Below are 15858 nucleotides of genomic sequence, written 5' to 3'. Positions count from 1 at the left end.
ACATGGGCGGCGCGGGACGGCGACCCCGCCTCGCTCAAGGCGACGGCACCAGCCCCGCGCCGGGCTTCACCAGCACGGCGCGGGAGTACGCCATCTGGAACCCCATCCGCATGGCGTTGCGCTCGGTCGGGATGCCGGGCGCGGACATGATGGCCGCCAGGTCGCTGCCCCGCTCCAGGCCCCGCTCCAGCCGAGCGGAGATCAACGCCTGCTGGATGCCGCGCCGCCGGTACGCGGGCAGCACCGACGTGCCGAACAGGGACGTGAGCCCTTCGCTCGACTCGCAGCCTCCAGCCCCCACGGCGACGCCCTCCAGCCACGCCACGAACGAGTCCGTGTTGGGGGCGCGTGCCCCCTTCAGGCCCAGCTCGAAGAACACCTCTGGCATCGCCTCGCCTTCGGGGACGAAGCCACTGTTGGCGACCTCCACGAACCGGCGCACGGCCACCTCGTCGGACGGGTCCACCCGCTCGATGCGCAACCCCGCTGGCGCCCCCTGCCCCTGGGAGGCCCGGCCGGCCCCCGCGCGAAGCGGCCGGTACAGCACCGTCTCGAACTCGCGCAGCACGAAGCCTCGGTCCGCCAGCCCCCGGAGCAGGGCCGGCGGCGTGAAGGGGCTCAGCTCCGCCTTCGGCTCCACCCCGCGCGAGGAGAAGAAGTCCACCAGCGCGTCCAGCTCCGCCCCCGTCACCTCCCGGTCGTAGCCATAGCCGCACGACTTGTTCACGTAGGCGCCCACGCCGCCAAACGCCATCCAGCCGTCGGCCAGCGGCGCGGACTCCGTCGCCAACGCCACCGCGCCGGTCGCCTGCTTTCGCTCGAACCGCCTTGCGATCTCCACCAGGTTCACATCGTTCATCCCGCCCCTTTACCCCGGGCGGATTCACCTGTCAGGGCGCGGAGACGCCGCCCGCCACCTCCCCGTGCGGACGCGCATCCCGGACGACAGGCCCCAGCGGGCGCACCTGACCGGGGACATACGTGGGGGCCATGTCGAACACGGTGTGCAGCGCCTGGGCGCCCAACCCCTCGCGCGCGGCGTTGTGGAGCAGCCCGGTGTCCTGGTGCGCGCCCCCGCAGAACATGCCCCCCAGCCCGTTCGCGGCGACGAACTCCGCCTTCGCCTTCACCGTGCGCGGCGTGTCCAGGGTGATGAGCTGCCGCGCCTCCTCGCTGTAGAGGTAGTCCGCGTCCGCCCAGCTGTCCGTGCACAGCTCGAAGCCATTGCGGCCCACGGGGGGCCGGGCGGAGAAGTCCACCTGGTTGCGCAGCAGATCGTACAGCTCCACCACGCCCGCCTCGAAGGTGCCCAGCGCGGCGCCTTCCGCGTTGTACTGGAGCGAATCCCGGCTGGCCCCCGCGGCGGCCTGTCCTTGCGCGGCGTACCCCAGGTGAAGACAGGCCGGCTCCACCTTGCGCGACACGAGGAAGTCCACGGCCAGCTCGATGGAGTGCATGGAGCCCGGGTAGCGCTTGAGGTTCGCGTGGTGCGCGATGGCGCGCGACGTCCCGGTGCTGAAGAAGTCGAAGCCCTTCAGATACACCCGGTCCAGCCCCACCTCCCGAAGCGCCGGCACGTTCGCCATCCGCAGCTTCGCGAGGTCGCAGCTCGCCGCGATGGAGATCTCCTTGCGGCCCAGGCTCCGCGCCGAGTCCAGCGCCGCCCGCAACTCCCCCACCAGCCGGACATAGTTCGCGCCGTCGTCCTTGGACGACTCGTCGCTCTCCAGCCGCCCGCCCCCCAGGCAATCCCAGTCCAGGTCCACCGAGGAGAACATCGGGAAGAGGGAGAACATCTCCAGGACGCTGGAGATGAACTCCGCGCGCTCCCGGGCGCTGGCCGCCATCCCGGAGAAGTGGCCGGACATCAGCCATCCCCCCACGGAGAAGGCCAGCTCCAACGGATGTCCTCGCGCCGCGGCCTGCAGCTGAAGGTTCCTCAAGCCCCCCAGGATGCCCAGGGCCCGGTCCTGGGAGAAGTACAGCGCGTGGTAGTTGGAGAGGCTGGCCCCCACCTTCGCCATGGCCATTCCCTGGAACGGGAACGACGCCACGTCCTGGAGGTAGTCCACGATGGTGATGCGTCCACGGCGGTCCAGCTGAGAGCCCCGGGCGTGCTTGCGGATCTGCGAAGCGCGGGGCCCCGCGTCCCCCACGATGCCCAGCGCCCCGAACACGAGCCGGTCATACGCCGTGGGCGGCAGGCGCGAGACATCGAACCCCCGCCCGAAGAAGCGCGGCTCACGCAGGCCCACCGGCCGGCCGTCCTCCATGCCCAGGTCCGAAACACACGCGGACAACTGCGGCCGCCGCTCCGTCCGGGAATACGAATTATAGACAGGCCGCCCCACGCGCACGGATGTATAGGAAAGGTTCCCTCCCAACCCATCGCCCCGGTACCCCACGCGCTGATACCCCAGCCGCGTCGACACATCGTCCTGCGTCAGGGCGTCCGGAACGAAGGGCTCCAGGAGCCCCTGCGAATCCCGACTGGGATTGCCCATCCGCGAAAAACCACCCCGCCCCACCCCATCCCATCCACGCTTCGAATCCATCATTTTCGTATTTCCTCACACCGACCCAAGAAAGAACCGCGACACAAAAACACAAACGAGAAATGCAACCCCCAGGGCGCGGGCGCCACGCCGCCTCCAGGGCAATGCCTCACAAGGCGGCCAGCAGCTCCCTGAAGGCGGGCTTGTCATCCAGGTGCCGCTGGAGCGCCGCCACCAGTTGGCGTGCCTGCGCGCCCGGCATCAGGGGCAGGGCCTGGTAGTAGATGCACCCCTGCTGGAAGAGCGTGCGCCCTCCCTTGTCGGGCGGCGGTCCGGCGCCCGGACGGGACAACCCCAGGCTCCCGCCCACCGCGCCCAGCACCGTGAGCAGCTCCGCGATGAGCGCGCCCAGCAGCACCAGCCGGTCCCGCTGCCCGGGCGGGTGAGGCCCCGCGGGGGCCAGGCCCATCCGGTGGAGCCATTCCGGAGACAGGAGCTCCGGGGCCGGCCCGCCCAGCCGCGCGGCGAAATCCAGGACCGTCTTCGCGGGCGTGGAGCGCAGGCTCGTGGCCAGGCACCACGGCGTGTGGAGCGCCCCCTTCTTCGCGCAGACGAGTGCCGCCACGGGGATCTGTTCGGGGGTGAGCCGCACGTCCAGCACGCGCCCCGGGCGCATCGACTCCGGCGTCCAGGCCGCGGCGGGGCGGCGGCCTTCCGTGGCGTGGAACACCTCCGTGTCCGGCGCCACCCTGACGACGTAGTCCAGCCCCAGCGCCGCCAGCTGGCGCACGACGCGGGGCTCGCTGAAGGTCTCGGCCGCCAGGAACACCGCCTTGAGCGCCGGAGGCACCACCTCTCTCAACCGCGCGAGCACCGCGGCCTCCACCGCCGGACGCTCCCGCTCCAAGGCGGCGGCATCCACCGTCCTCCACACCAGCGGCGTCGGAAGGGAGCGCTTCGCCAGCAGCGATGCGACCAGCGTCGCCTGCCCCGCGGCCGGGAAGCGCATCCAGCGCAGTTCGATGAGCGCCCGGAGGCGAGTCGCCAGGACATAGGGCACCCAGTCGCCAAAGAGGCCCCAGGCGCCGGGCGCATCCTCGCGGAAGAGCGCCCCCTGGGCGCCGCGCCAGACATGGGGTGCGGCAGAGAATGACGGGGACGGATGAGCGGACATGGAAAGGCTTCCTTCAGCGCGGCCCGCCTGATGCGGACACACGACTGGAATGAGGGGACCGGCCAGCGGGGCCGGGGCGGTTGAGACCGTGAGGAGTGGAAGGAGCGGCGGGGGCGGACACCGGGGCGCGTGCACCGGCATCCTGGCTCCCGGCCAGGAGCCACTTCGATGCGCGGCGACGCTGGCCGAGGAGGGACCGCCGCCAGGGGGGCGGAGGCCCCTCAAATCAGGGCCTGTGACGCCCGACAGGAGCGTGGGCTACGTCCGACGCATGCTCGCCTCGAACAAGCCCAGCGGAGGCGCCACCTCGGGCCCCACGCTTCCCTCCCCGGTGACCCGCACGTCCTTCATTTCCTTCGCGTCGCTCGCCATTGCGCTCCGCTCCTCCAGGGGCACGCCACCGTGACGTCCTCGCAAGCGGGAATGGACGTCCCCGGGAGCACCCGGCTCCCGCCACGGCTGAATGCCTCAATTGCTTGCGAGCCGGAAGCTGGAACCCGCCCCCAACTCCAGCAACTGCCTTTTGGGTCTATATCGGAGAAGATAGACACACCCACCCGATAAAATTAAAATCACATCTCAACCCGCGCGATTCTGGAACGAGAACTCCAGACCCGAGTGCCGGACGATGCCCCATGGGGCACGCGCGTGACAGATGCCTCCCGCCAGAGCCCTGATCCGCCCAATCACAGCACACCAAAGAGCGCCCAGCCGACACCAATATCAACGACACGTTGACAGCGTTTCATGGACCTGAGACAGCCAATTCCTACCAACCCGGTCATCACTCGCAAGCCAAGGGCAATGTCATTTCCTCCTCTGGGGCAGGACGTCCAGGGTAGCATGCCCACGCTCAATTGCTCCCGAGTGGGATGGAATCCCTTGGTACGAAGGTCCACGGCAACCTGCGCACACTCCCGTGCACACCATCCGCCGGCAGGGCCGGATTGCGTACGCGGAACCACCCTCTTCAGCCCTCGCGTCCGGATAGGCGCGCACACCTCCGCCAGTACGAAGACGCCTGCCTACCTACCCCAGGTGTCCCCACCCTCCCACGGGGTTCCCCGACCTGACCCTCGGGGTGGGGCGGCATCTCCAGACATACCCGCTGGGACGCCGGACCCGGCCCCCTGGAGCGACTGATAATCGTGACCACTGGATTGAGATTTCGAGCCACACAATCCATGCACCTCAACGCCACGACAGGGCTCGACACTGAATCACATTCATGACGACACATCCGACCTTCACGAACCCGATACAACCGTCGCTTTCCGGCGGCGTTGTTTCGAACGACGAAAGACCGTCGCCTGCATGGCGACAGCGCCGAGAGACGTCTCAAGGACTGACTGTCGAAGACGACGCGGATGCGGATGACCATGGCCCAGCACCTGCTCGACACGTCGTGCGTGCCCGCCCGGCTGGCGCGTATCCCAAGGTCGTCTTTGTTATCGACCGTGCCCGTTGGCGGCCGGGGTCATCCGAGGCCCGGGGCCGCCGGGCGTGTTTCACTCCGGCGCGCTCACGCTTCGCGGCACAGCCGGTCCACGCGACGGAGCAAGGTGGGGAAACGCGCGTCGCCGTGCATGCGCTGGACGCAAGCCGCCGCGACCGCCGCGTCCAAGCCCGCGACCGTGACGAACAACGGACGCTGACTCCGGGCGCGGAGCACCGGCACGGCCAGGGTGTTGTCGTGAAAGGAGCGCTTCGCGACGCCCACCACCGGGACGCGCCGCCCCAGCGCTTCGTACAGGTGGGCGCCCAGGCCGGGCCGCGCCTCGCCCAGCCACACGTACCCGTCGATGACCACCGTCTCCAGCGGCTCCGCCACGGCGCCGAGCACGCGCAGCAGGTGGGGCAGCTCCCGGCGGAAGAACTCGCCCGGCACGTACTCCTCCGCCGGCGGGCCGCGTTCGACCTGCCGCCCGGCTTCGCACGCGTCCGCCCAGTCACGGAAAAGGAGGCACGCGGCCACGGTGCACTCCCGCCGGTAGTCCACGTCCACGCACGCGATCATCCAGGGCACGCTCCTCCTGGCCATCCTGCCAGGAGCCGCGGTCCCCGACACGCCTGCCTTCCTTGCCGGGCCCTCACTCCTTCGTGAGGTCGTAGACCTCCTGGATGTTGTGGAGCGTCTGCACGAAGTCGAGCTTCAGGTCCTGGAGGATGCCGTTGCGCAGGTCGAACACCCACGAGTGCACGATGGGGAAGCCCCGCGTCAGATAGGACTTCTGCACGGCGGCCGTCTTGATGATGTTGATGCTCTGCTCCAGGACGTTGAGCTCCACCAGGCGTTCATAGCGCCGGGTCTCGTCCTGGATGGTGTCCAGCTCCTGCTTGTGGAAGCGGTACACGTCTCGGATGTTCCGCAGCCAGGGGTTGAGGATGCCCAGGTCCTTGGGCTGCATCGCCGCCCGCACCCCGCCGCAGCCATAGTGGCCACAGACGATGATGTGCTTCACGTCCAGCTGCCGGACGGCGTAGTTGATGACCGACATCACGTTGAGGTCGACGTTGTTGACCAGGTTGGCGACGTTGCGGTGCACGAACACGTCACCGGGCGCCAGGCCCATGATCTGGTTCGCGGGGACGCGGCTGTCCGAACATCCGATGTAGAGGAAGTCCGGCTGCTGCGACACCGACAGCTTGGTGAAATAGTCAGGGTCCGCGCGGAGCTGTTCCTCCGCCCAGCGCTGGTTGTTCTCGAAGATCTTGTCGTAGGGCGTCACGGGGCGCGACGCTCGCACGGGCGGCCTCCAGCGTCGAGCAGTCCCTGAGCCCAGCGCCGTCCAGCCAACGTCCGTGCCCCCCGACCGTCGGGAACGCGATGACGCGCGAGGGCCTCAGTCCGCCAGCGCGCGGGCCAGCGCCTGTCGCACCGCCGAGCGCACCGGGGCCGGCACGGCGTCCCCGGGGATGCTCCGGCACAGGGACACCGAGCGCTTGAGCGCCCCATGCGCCCGCGCACAGCGAGAGCACCGCGACAGGTGCGCCTCCAGGCGCGCGCAGGTGGCTTGATCCACGTCCCGCGCGACGTACTCCGACAGCTCCCGCGCCAGCTCCGCGCACCCCGGCGCGTCCGGCTGGGCGCCCTCCCCCAACAGCGTCACCACGTGCGCACGAAGCTGGACCCGGGCGCGGTGCAGCCGGCTCTTGAGGGCCCGCACCTCGATGCCCACGACCCGCGCCGCCTCCTCCGCCGTGAGCCCCTCCACGTCCCGAAGCGTCAGCGCCTCGCGCTGCTCCTCGGGCAACGCGAGGATGGCGGCCTGCAACACCTCTCCCATCTGCCGCGCGAGGGAGGCCCTGTCCGGAGTCGCCTCGTCCGCCGCCACTTGCGCGGCCGCGGGCGCATCCAGCGGCTCGAACGCGGCAGGCATCCCGGCGCGCAGGCGGCGCAACCGGCCACAGTACGTCCGGGCCAATTGGTACAGCCACGTGGACAGCGCCGCCTCGCCCCGGAAGGTGTGCAGGCCGCGAAAGGCCGCGAGCAGTGTCTCCTGGAGCACATCCCGGGCGTCCTCCTCGGAGCCGCACATGCGCAGGCCAAAGCGATACACCTGCTGCTCATGGCGGCAGAGGAGCTCCTCCAACGCCCCGGCGTCTCCAGCGCGAGCAGCCTCCATCAGCTCCACCTCGGTCCGGGGTCTCATCACCCGCCGGCCTCCTCCTCACGCGCCCGGCACGTCACCCGGGTGCGCGGCCTCCCCTCAGGATGAGACATGGCGAGGCTCCGCGCCGGAGGCTGGGCGCTCCTGGCCCCGCGCGTCATCTCCGGCGCCGCGCTCCGGGGCCACCCACCGGGCGAGCGCCATCCCGCCCAGCATGGAGGACACGAAGACGAGCAGCGCCGGTCCCCCCTGGCCCAGCGACGCGAGCGCGGGTCCGGGGCAGTAGCCCGCGAGCCCCCACCCCACGCCGAACAGGGCCGCGCCCCCGACGAGCCGTGCATCCACCCGTTGGAGGGAGAACACAGGAAACGCAGGAGCGAACAGGGGCCGCGCCCGCCGCAGGATGAGGGGCCGCAGCGCCGCGTGCACGGCGACAGCGCCCCCCATCACGAACGCCAGCCGGAAGTCCCAGTCCCCCGCGACGTCGAGGAAGCCCAGGACGTTGGAGGGGTCGGTCATTCCGCCCAGGCCCAGGCCCACGGCGAAGAGCAGCCCACTGAGGAACGCGGCGAGAGAGGGTCGCATGGGGTGCGCCTCAGAAGACATGACGGCTGAGGAAGACGGTGAGGATGCCGGTGGCCATGAAGGTGAGCGTGGCCACGAGCGAACGAGGCGAGCCCCGGCTGAGGCCGCAGACGCCGTGCCCGCTGGTGCATCCACTGCCCAGCCGTGAACCCAAGCCCACCAACAGCCCGGCCAAGGCGAGCAGGAGCACTCGGCCCCCGTCCAGCGGCTCCGGAAGGGCGAACGTCCCCGGGCGCGACCATGCCAGCAGCAGGCCGCCTGCCAGCAGGCCGCCCAGGAACTGCGCGCGCCAGGAGATGTCACCTTTGACAGGAGCCAGGAGCGAGGCCACCACCCCGCTGATGCCCGCCACCCGTCCGTGGGCGAGCAGCAGCAAGGAGGCACTCAGGCCGATGAGCGCCCCGCCCAGCAGCGGAAGCGCGAAGGAGGAGTCCATGTGCACTTGGAGCCTGCTTTCCAGTCCAGGGATTCGCACGAAATGCGCCGCGGAATCCCCTTCCCCATCCCCTGGCTCTCACCGACAGGAGGTTTCGAGATGATCTTCCGACAGCTTTTTGATTCCGAGTCGTCAACCTACACCTACCTCATCGGCGACGCTTCCACCGGGCAGGCCGTCCTCATCGACCCCGTCCGGGAACAGGTCGACCGGGACCTGAAGCTGGTGGGCGAGCTGGGCCTCAAGCTCACCTACGTCTTCGACACCCACGTGCACGCCGACCACGTCACCGCGTCGGGCCTGCTGCGGGAGCGCACGCGGTGCACGGTGGCCAGCGGGGCCGGAGGGGCCGCCTGCGCGGACCTCCAGCTCCATCACGGGGACGAGGTGCGCGTGGGCCCGAGCATCTTCTTCCGGGTGCTCGCCACGCCGGGCCACACCGACGACAGCGTCAGCTACCTGCTGGAGGACCGCGTCTTCACCGGGGATGCCCTGCTGGTGCGCGGCAACGGCCGCACCGACTTCCAGAACGGGAGCGCGAGCCAGCTCCACGACTCCATCACCCGCGTCCTCTTCTCGCTGCCCGACGAAACGCTCGTCTACCCCGCGCACGACTACCACGGCCACACGGTGACGAGCATCGCCGAGGAGAAGCGCTACAACCCACGGCTCGCGGGCCAGAGCCTCGAGGAGTTCATCCACACCATGGAGACCCTTCACCTGCCCAAGCCCCAGCGCATCGACGTCGCGGTCCCGGCCAATCGCGCCTGCGGCCGCCCCCCGGCCCCACCTCCCCAGGGACACTGACCCGGGGCCCGGCGATGGGGCACGGGCAGCGCCCGAGCCCCCGCCAGGGTCCTGACGTCAGGCCGGCTTCGCCAGCTCGCCTTCGATGGCCTGGAGCAGCCGCGGGTCGTCCGCCGCCACGTCCGGGGCGAAGCGGGCCGCGACCCGGCCATCGCGTCCGATAAGGAACTTCTCGAAGTTCCACTGCACCTCCGGTCTCGGGTTGGCTTCGATGCCGTAGCCCTTGAGGCGCGCGCGCATCGGGCCCTCGCCCGTGGCGTCGGGGATGGCGTCCGTCAGCGCGTGGTACAGCGGGTGCTTGTCCTTGCCGACGACGGAGACCTTCGAGAACAGCGGAAAGGTCACGTCATAGCTCGTGGTGCAGAACTGCTGGATCTCCGCCTCGGAGCCCGGCTCCTGGCCCAGGAAGTCATTCGCCGGGAAGCCCAGCACCTCCAGGCCCTGGCCCTGCTTGCTCGCGTAGAGCTTCTGCAGGCCCTCGTACTGGGGGGTGAGGCCACACTTGGAGGCCACGTTCACCACCAGCAGCACCTTGCCCTTGTACTGGCCAAGGGTCCGGGGCGCGCCGTCAATGGACTTCAGGGGGATGTCATGGAGGGGCTGGCTCATGTTCCGGCTCGGTTCCTGATCAGGGGGCGGCCACTCTAGCGCAAGCCCGGGGGGCGGGCCTTCGCGAGCGGGGCCCGGCAAAGTGCCAGCCCGGTGTGGTGATTTGCGGCGGTCCCCTGGCGACAGAGGCACTTTGCCCCTGGGGGAACGGCTGGCCCGGGCCTTGCGTTGTGGGGACTCCTGCCCCATGCGCCGCCTCCTCGCCCCCCTCCTCCTGCTGCTCATCGCCCTGGCCAGCGTGGCGGGCGGAGCCGTGTGGTTCATCCAGCGGGACCGGCAGGCGCTGGTGGAGCAGTTCGGCCGGGACCGGCAGGCGCAGCTCGACGAGGCGGCCAGCGGCGTGGCCCGGTCGCTCGAGGACCTGGGAGACAACCTGCGCTTCGCGAGCGAGCTGCTCGCCCAGCCGGGCTCCACCGGGGACCACCACAACGAGCTGCGCGCCCTGCTGGAGTCCGTGGGCCAGTACCGGGCCATCGCCGTGCATGGCCCGGACGGCGCCGAGCGCCTGTTCCTGGTGGACCACAAGTCGCGCCACCTGTCGAAGGAGGCCGTCCATCCCCCGGCCCTGGCGGACACCGCGCGCCAGGCGCTGGAGTCCCCCCCGGGCTACGTCATCCCCTCGTATCCCATCGAGGGCGCCACCTCCGGATGGATGCGGGTCTTCGCCACCCGCATCGACTCCGAGGCGCCGGAGGGTCGAGGAACCGTCGCCATCCTCGTGGACACCGAACCCCTGTTCGCGCCGCTGCGCATGGTGACGGTGGACGAGAACACCCGCCTGTTGCTGCTCGGCGCCCACGGCATGCCCGCGCCCATGAGCGACCCGGGCCTGGTGGCATGGCACCGGCGTCTGTCGGAGCCCGAGGGGACGCTCGTGCCGGGCCTGCGCGCGCTGGAGGAGCACATGCGCGCGGGGGCCTCGGGGACGCTGCGGATCCCCGAAGCGGAGGCGCAGCGGCTCGGCCTGGGGTCCGCGGACGCGGTGGCCAGCTTCCGGCCGCTGCGCATGCGCGACGAGGCGTCATGGTCCGTGGCGACGCTGTCCTCCACCAGCGCGCTGCGCTCCCACGAGCGCACCCTGGTGCTGCGGCTGTCCTTGGCGGCGCTCCTCATCGCGGTGTTCCTCACCGCGTTCGGAACCTACGTGGTGCTCGCCAACCGCCGGGCCGTGGCGCTGCACGAGAGCCGCCGCCACGCCGCGCGCTTCGCGCACCTGCATGAGAAGACGCAGAAGATCCTGGACCACATCCCCACCGGCATCCTCGCCCTGAGCCACGAGGGCCGCATCAGCGGCGTGAACCAGGCGCTGCGTGCGCGGCTGCCGCCCAGCGCGGTGGGCAGCACGCTCACCGAGGCCTTCCCCAGCGCCCCCACCGCGGCGGTGCAGCGGCTGGCCGCGCTGGTGACCTCCGCGCGCGCCGTGGGGGTCGTGCGCAGCCTGCACGGCGAACCGCTCAGCCTCTTCAACGAGAAGGACCAGTACAACGTCCACGCCGTGCCGCTGGAGCACGGCGATGGCGAGGTGAGCACGCTGCTGGTGCTGGAGGACCTGAGCAACGTGCGCATGCTGGAGGATCAGCTGCTCCGCGCGGAGAAGCTGGCCACGGTGGGCGTGCTCGCCGCGGGCGTGGCCCACGAGATCGGCACGCCGCTGGGGATCATCCGGGGCCACGCGGAATACATGCTCCAGAAGGTGGGCGGCACGGAGCATCCCCAGGGCCGGGGCCTCAACGCCATCGTCACGCAGATCGACCGGGTGAGCCGCATCATCCGTCAGCTGCTGGACCTCTCGCGCCTCCAGCCGGCCCGGGCCGCGGCGGTCCCGCTGGCGCCCGTGGTTCGCGGCCTCCAGGAGCTGCTCGACATGGAGGCCGAGCGCCGGCACGTGCACTTCGAGCTCGACGTGCCGGAGCGCCTGCCCTGCCTCTCGGCGGACGCGGATCAGCTGCAGCAGGTGCTGCTCAACCTCGCGCTCAACGCCTGCGACGCGTGCAGCGAAGGAGGCCGCGTGAAGGTGAGCGCGACCGCCTTCGCGGGGGGAGACACCCCGACGCTGGAGATGGTGGAGATCCGCATCCAGGACGATGGCCGGGGAATCGCGCCGGAGCACCTGCACCAGGTCTTCGACCCGTTCTTCACCACCAAGAAGCGGGGCCAGGGCACGGGCCTGGGCCTGAGCGTGGTGGCGCAGATCGTCCGCAATCACGGTGGTCAGATCGGGGTCGACAGCGAGCCCGGGCGAGGCACCGTCGTCACGCTGCGGTGGCCGGTGGCCGCCGCCCCCAATTGGGAGGAGCGACATGCCGTCTAGCGCGCACATCCTCGTGGTGGATGACCACGAGGAGATGGGACAGATGTTGAGAGATCCGCTCACGGACGCGGGCTACCGCGTGGACCTTTCGACCAGCGGCGCGGACGCCATCGCGCAGCTGCGCTCGCGCCTGTACGACGTCGTGCTGTGTGACTTGCGCATGGAGGACGTGGACGGGCTGGACGTGCTCGCGGCGGCGAGGAAGCACGACCCGGAGCTGCCGGTGCTGCTGATGACCGCCTTCGGCGCGGTGGAGAGCGCGGTGGAGGCCATGAAGCGCGGCGCCTACCACTACCTCACCAAGCCCTTCCGCCTGGATGAGGTGCTGCTCCACGTCGGGCGGGCGCTGGACGCCCGGCGCCTGCGCGCCGAGCACCGGGACCTCAAGCGCCAGGTGGCCCAGCGCAGCGGCTTGGGGTCGCTGCTGGGCCACAGCGTGCCCATGCGCACGCTCTACGATCTCATCGAGCGCGTGGCCTGCTCCGAAGCGCCCGTGCTGCTCCGGGGCGAGAGCGGCAGCGGCAAGGAGCTGGTGGCCCGGGCGCTGCACTCGGAAGGGGCGCGGAGCGAGGAGCCCTTCGTGGCGGTCAACTGCACCGCCCTGCCCCACGCCCTGCTGGAGAGCGAGCTGTTCGGCCACCTCAAGGGCGCCTTCAGCGGCGCCACCACCACGCGCCGGGGCCTCTTCGTGGAGGCCGACGGAGGCACGCTCTTCCTGGATGAGATTGGAGACATGCCGCCGGAGCTCCAGGCGAAGCTCCTGCGCGTCCTCCAGGACGGAGAGGTGCGCGCCGTGGGGGCGGACGGCTCACGCCGGGTGGACGTGCGCATCGTCGCCGCCACGCATCAGGACCTGGAGGCGCGGGTGAAGGAGGGGCGCTTCCGGGCGGACCTCTTCTACCGGCTCAATGTGGTCTCCCTGCGCATTCCGCCGCTGCGCGAGCGCACGGAGGACATCCCGAAGCTCGCGGAGCACTTCGTGGCCCAGGCGCGCATCCGCAACCCGCGCTCCCCCGTCACCACCCTGGCCCCGGAGGTGGTGTCCGCGCTCACGCGCATGCCGTGGCCCGGAAACGTGCGTGAGCTGGAAAACCTGATGGAGCGGTTGGTGGTCCTGGGCGCGCAGCCCACCGTGGACCTGGGAATGTTGCGGCTGAACACATCCGAGGGCGCACCGGAGCTCCACCCGTTGGCCGCGGCCCATGGGCAGGTGGTCCCGCTGCGGCAGCTTGAAGGTGAATACATCGCCTGGGTGGTCGCACGCTGTGGAGGCAACAAGACACGGGCGGCGGAGCTGCTGGGGATTGATGTCTCCACCATCCACCGTCGGGAGCGCACCGACAGCGGCATTTCGCAACGTTAGAACAGCGCGCTTTGCCAGTCAGGGCGCCGCACCGCCCACGACGCCAGACGAGGAGTTCGCGGCACGGCCCTTGCTCATGTGCGAGGGCATGAACCGAACCCTCCTCATCCTGCTGCTGGCGGCTGTCGGACTCACGGGCTGCTCGAGACGCGCCGCCAATCCCACGACCTCCGATGCGGCGACGCGGACGCCCCCAGCGCCGGTCGCGGATCGCGGTGACGCCGCGAAGCCCGCGCCCGACGACACGGAGCAGGCGCTCGCGGCGCTCCGGGCGACGCCCATCTACTTCACGCTCGACTCGTCGACGCTTCCGCCTGAAGCCAGCGACGAGCTGGAGCGGCTGGCGAAGGCACTGCGCCAGCGCTCGCTCGCGAAGGTGACGGTGGCGGGCCACACGTGTGAGCTGGGGACGACGGAATACAACATCGCGCTGGGACAGCGCCGGGCCGCCAGCGTGCGCGCGTACCTGGTGCGCCTGGGTGTCGAGCCCGAGCGCATCTCCGTCGTCTCCTATGGCGAGGAGCGGCCGGCGGACGTGAACGCCCCGGCGAAGAACCGCCGCGCCGAGTTCTCCTTCCGCCTGGCCGAACAGGCCCACGCGGGCGACCTGTAGCCCTCCTTCCTCCGCCCCATCCCCGGTTCCCATGAGCCCCGCCGACAACGCTCCCGTCCCGCCATCCTCCCCTCGCTCCCTCCGCTGGCCCCTGGGAATCGCCGTCCTGGTGTCGTTGCTGGGAGGAGCGGGGGTCTTCTTCGTCCTCCGGCCGCCGGAGCCGCCTCCGGAGCCCACGCCCCAGTACGCGGAGCCGCCTCCGCCCACCACGCCCCCACCGCCCGCCGTGCAGCTCTCGGGCACGGACACCCACATCCGGGATGTGTTGAAGGGGCTCTCCAGTGACGCGGACTTCCTGCGCTGGCTGTCGTCGGAGGACCTGGCACGCCGCTTCGCCGCCGCGACGAACCTGATCGCCGAAGGTCAGAGCCCGCGAATGCCGCTGTCGTTCATGGCGCCCACCGGCACCTTCCAGGTCGTGAACCGCAAGGGCCACTCCGTGATGGCGCCGGAGAGCATGGCCCGGTACGACGTCGTGGCGCGGGTCGTGGCTTCAGTGGACACGAAGGCCGTCCAGCGGGTGTACCAGGAGCTGAAGCCGTTGCTGGACGCGGCGCACGCGGAGCTGGCCCCGCCAGGGCGCAGCCTGGATCAGGCGCTGGCGCAGGCCCTGGGAAGGCTCACCGCCGTCCCGGTGCCGAAGGCCCCGGTGGAGCTCACGCCCAAGGGTGCGCTCTATGCCTACGCGGATCCGAACCTGGAGGCACTGGGCGCCGCGGAGAAGCACTTGCTGCGCATGGGCCCGGACAACATGCGCAAGGTGCAGGCGAAGCTCAGGGAGTTCACGACCGCGCTGGCCCTGCCCTCGCAGGAGCAGGCCCGCCAGCCGTAGCCCGCGGACCGGCCCGGGCATGAGGGGTTCCGGAGGCTGCTAGGCCCCCGGCATGGCAGCCAGGTGGCCGGCATGTTTGATGGATCGACCGCCTCATGCCGTCGGAGGAGGCCGCTCCCCGTTCTGCTCGGAGGGCAGTCTACCGGCGGCGCGGGGAGCCTGCCTCTCGGGTCGGGTCATCGCAGCGGGTCCGCTCACGGCGGGTTGACCACCACGTACGTCATCTCACCGCCGGTGTGGCGCGGCTGGTACCAGATGCCTCCACAGTTCTGGTAGGCGATGTTGCGTCTGACGACCGTGGTGCACGCGGAAGGAAGCGTGCGCACCTCCGTGCCGACGGCAATTGCCCCCGCGGTCCGCGCGACAGGGTGGTGGTAGCGATCGACGTTGACGTCCACGTCGCGGTGAACCTCCACGTCGCGGTGATCATCGCGGTGGACGTCGACGTCGCGCTGGACGTTCACGTCGCGGTTACGGTCGACGTCCGTGTTCACGTACGTCCGCGACGTATCGTCGACCTCGCCCGCATGGGCCGTGCCCGCGAGCAGCCCCAGCGTCAGGATGAGTCCCTGGAAGATTCGAGTCGTGCGCATGATGTCCACCCGCTGCTGGCCGCAGCACCCATTACCGTGAAGCTGATGACGCACAGCCTTGACGCAAGGCCCGAGGTCCAGGGTCAAGCCAGGAACAGGGCGCACCGGTGCAAGTGGCTGTGAAGGCAGGCGTCCCGCCTGCCGCCCGCCGCCTCGCACAAACAATCGCAGTCCGCGATGCCCCAGGCATTCACAGCGGAATTGCCAGGAGGCGCGAAGGAGGCAGGCGGCTATCCTCTCGCATCTTCGCCATCAGCCCCAGGTGCGCCACCTGGAGGACGAACTCCAGGACACCTTGGCTTCGAACGTCAGTGAAGTTCGTGCGGTTCGGTCACACGCTCGAACGACACTCCTAGGCCGTGTCTGATGGATGTGGGAGCGCCGGTTGTTGTCTCCGCAAGGAGGCAAGGCGAGATGATGCGCTACGAG

15 protein-coding genes are annotated in these 15858 nt (G+C 70.3%); 5 read left to right on the top strand and 10 right to left on the bottom strand.

Going from position 1 to position 15858, the window contains the following annotated elements; genetic code table 11:
- Positions 1-34: 34 nt before the first annotated feature.
- From GTY96_RS23505 to GTY96_RS23470, 8 genes are all read right to left on the bottom strand, one after another.
- Positions 35-859, bottom strand: coding sequence for a GNAT family N-acetyltransferase (locus GTY96_RS23505; protein ID WP_161665881.1), 825 nt, complete (start codon positions 857-859; stop codon positions 35-37).
- 31 nt (positions 860-890) lie between these two features.
- Positions 891-2504, bottom strand: coding sequence for a glycosyl hydrolase family 18 protein (locus tag GTY96_RS23500; RefSeq protein ID WP_161665880.1), 1614 nt, complete (start codon positions 2502-2504; stop codon positions 891-893).
- A gap of 160 nt (positions 2505-2664) precedes the next feature.
- Positions 2665-3669 (bottom strand): hypothetical protein, encoded by a 1005-nt coding sequence (locus GTY96_RS23495; protein ID WP_143904977.1) that lies wholly within the window; start codon positions 3667-3669, stop codon positions 2665-2667.
- Positions 3670-5191: 1522 nt separating this feature from the next.
- Positions 5192-5686 (bottom strand): endonuclease V, encoded by a 495-nt coding sequence (locus GTY96_RS23490; protein ID WP_143905126.1) that lies wholly within the window; start codon positions 5684-5686, stop codon positions 5192-5194.
- Between the two features lie 73 nt (positions 5687-5759).
- Positions 5760-6416: a carbonic anhydrase gene (locus GTY96_RS23485; protein ID WP_255442566.1), complete on the bottom strand. Its 657-nt coding sequence runs from the start codon at positions 6414-6416 to the stop codon at positions 5760-5762.
- A gap of 96 nt (positions 6417-6512) precedes the next feature.
- Positions 6513-7322: a sigma-70 family RNA polymerase sigma factor gene (locus tag GTY96_RS23480; protein ID WP_161665879.1), complete on the bottom strand. Its 810-nt coding sequence runs from the start codon at positions 7320-7322 to the stop codon at positions 6513-6515.
- A gap of 57 nt (positions 7323-7379) precedes the next feature.
- Positions 7380-7865: a DUF6691 family protein gene (locus GTY96_RS23475; RefSeq protein ID WP_235685810.1), complete on the bottom strand. Its 486-nt coding sequence runs from the start codon at positions 7863-7865 to the stop codon at positions 7380-7382.
- 10 nt (positions 7866-7875) lie between these two features.
- The gene (locus GTY96_RS23470) at positions 7876-8301 is read right to left on the bottom strand and encodes a YeeE/YedE family protein (RefSeq protein WP_161665878.1); all 426 of its coding nucleotides are present in this window, start codon (positions 8299-8301) and stop codon (positions 7876-7878) included.
- Positions 8302-8400: 99 nt separating this feature from the next.
- Between GTY96_RS23470 and GTY96_RS23465 the strand changes: the two genes are divergently transcribed.
- Positions 8401-9108, top strand: a complete 708-nt coding sequence (locus tag GTY96_RS23465; protein ID WP_161665877.1) for an MBL fold metallo-hydrolase — start codon at positions 8401-8403, stop codon at positions 9106-9108.
- A 57-nt stretch (positions 9109-9165) separates the two neighbouring features.
- Here the strand turns inward: GTY96_RS23465 and GTY96_RS23460 are convergent, their stop codons facing one another.
- Entirely contained in the window at positions 9166-9717 is a 552-nt protein-coding gene (locus GTY96_RS23460; RefSeq protein ID WP_161665876.1) for a glutathione peroxidase, read from the bottom strand.
- Between the two features lie 187 nt (positions 9718-9904).
- Between GTY96_RS23460 and GTY96_RS23455 the strand changes: the two genes are divergently transcribed.
- From GTY96_RS23455 to GTY96_RS23440, 4 genes are all read left to right on the top strand, one after another.
- Positions 9905-12028, top strand: a complete 2124-nt coding sequence (locus GTY96_RS23455) for a sensor histidine kinase (protein WP_143904972.1) — start codon at positions 9905-9907, stop codon at positions 12026-12028.
- Positions 12018-13391, top strand: a complete 1374-nt coding sequence (locus GTY96_RS23450) for a sigma-54-dependent transcriptional regulator (RefSeq protein ID WP_143904971.1) — start codon at positions 12018-12020, stop codon at positions 13389-13391. Before GTY96_RS23455 ends, GTY96_RS23450 begins: the two co-directional genes overlap by 11 nt.
- An 88-nt stretch (positions 13392-13479) precedes the next feature.
- Positions 13480-14004 (top strand): OmpA family protein, encoded by a 525-nt coding sequence (locus GTY96_RS23445; protein WP_143904970.1) that lies wholly within the window; start codon positions 13480-13482, stop codon positions 14002-14004.
- 109 nt (positions 14005-14113) lie between these two features.
- Positions 14114-14836, top strand: coding sequence for a DUF3014 domain-containing protein (locus GTY96_RS23440; RefSeq protein WP_328700976.1), 723 nt, complete (start codon positions 14114-14116; stop codon positions 14834-14836).
- 194 nt (positions 14837-15030) lie between these two features.
- Here GTY96_RS23440 and GTY96_RS23435 read toward each other — a convergent pair whose 3' ends face one another.
- The gene (locus tag GTY96_RS23435) at positions 15031-15429 is read right to left on the bottom strand and encodes a hypothetical protein (protein ID WP_161665874.1); all 399 of its coding nucleotides are present in this window, start codon (positions 15427-15429) and stop codon (positions 15031-15033) included.
- Between the last annotated feature and the right edge of the window lie 429 nt (positions 15430-15858).

The sequence above is a fragment of the Corallococcus silvisoli genome, from assembly GCF_009909145.1.
GTDB lineage: Bacteria > Myxococcota > Myxococcia > Myxococcales > Myxococcaceae > Corallococcus > Corallococcus silvisoli.
Note: the sequence above shows the minus strand (reverse complement) of the source record. Positions and strands in the feature narration are given on the sequence as shown.

Excerpts from the sequence above, each read along its gene's own strand:
- GTY96_RS23445 (WP_143904970.1), top strand. The coding sequence starts at position 13,480 with ATGAACCGAACCCTCCTCATCCTGCTGCTGGCGGCTGTCGGACTCACG.
- GTY96_RS23470 (WP_161665878.1), bottom strand. The coding sequence starts at position 8,301 with ATGGACTCCTCCTTCGCGCTTCCGCTGCTGGGCGGGGCGCTCATCGGC.
- GTY96_RS23465 (WP_161665877.1), top strand. The coding sequence starts at position 8,401 with ATGATCTTCCGACAGCTTTTTGATTCCGAGTCGTCAACCTACACCTAC.
- GTY96_RS23450 (WP_143904971.1), top strand. The coding sequence starts at position 12,018 with ATGCCGTCTAGCGCGCACATCCTCGTGGTGGATGACCACGAGGAGATG.
- GTY96_RS23460 (WP_161665876.1), bottom strand. The coding sequence starts at position 9,717 with ATGAGCCAGCCCCTCCATGACATCCCCCTGAAGTCCATTGACGGCGCG.
- GTY96_RS23435 (WP_161665874.1), bottom strand. The coding sequence starts at position 15,429 with ATGCGCACGACTCGAATCTTCCAGGGACTCATCCTGACGCTGGGGCTG.
- GTY96_RS23505 (WP_161665881.1), bottom strand. The coding sequence starts at position 859 with ATGAACGATGTGAACCTGGTGGAGATCGCAAGGCGGTTCGAGCGAAAG.
- GTY96_RS23490 (WP_143905126.1), bottom strand. The coding sequence starts at position 5,686 with ATGATCGCGTGCGTGGACGTGGACTACCGGCGGGAGTGCACCGTGGCC.
- GTY96_RS23475 (WP_235685810.1), bottom strand. The coding sequence starts at position 7,865 with ATGCGACCCTCTCTCGCCGCGTTCCTCAGTGGGCTGCTCTTCGCCGTG.
- GTY96_RS23495 (WP_143904977.1), bottom strand. The coding sequence starts at position 3,669 with ATGTCCGCTCATCCGTCCCCGTCATTCTCTGCCGCACCCCATGTCTGG.
- GTY96_RS23480 (WP_161665879.1), bottom strand. The coding sequence starts at position 7,322 with ATGAGACCCCGGACCGAGGTGGAGCTGATGGAGGCTGCTCGCGCTGGA.
- GTY96_RS23455 (WP_143904972.1), top strand. The coding sequence starts at position 9,905 with ATGCGCCGCCTCCTCGCCCCCCTCCTCCTGCTGCTCATCGCCCTGGCC.
- GTY96_RS23500 (WP_161665880.1), bottom strand. The coding sequence starts at position 2,504 with ATGGGCAATCCCAGTCGGGATTCGCAGGGGCTCCTGGAGCCCTTCGTT.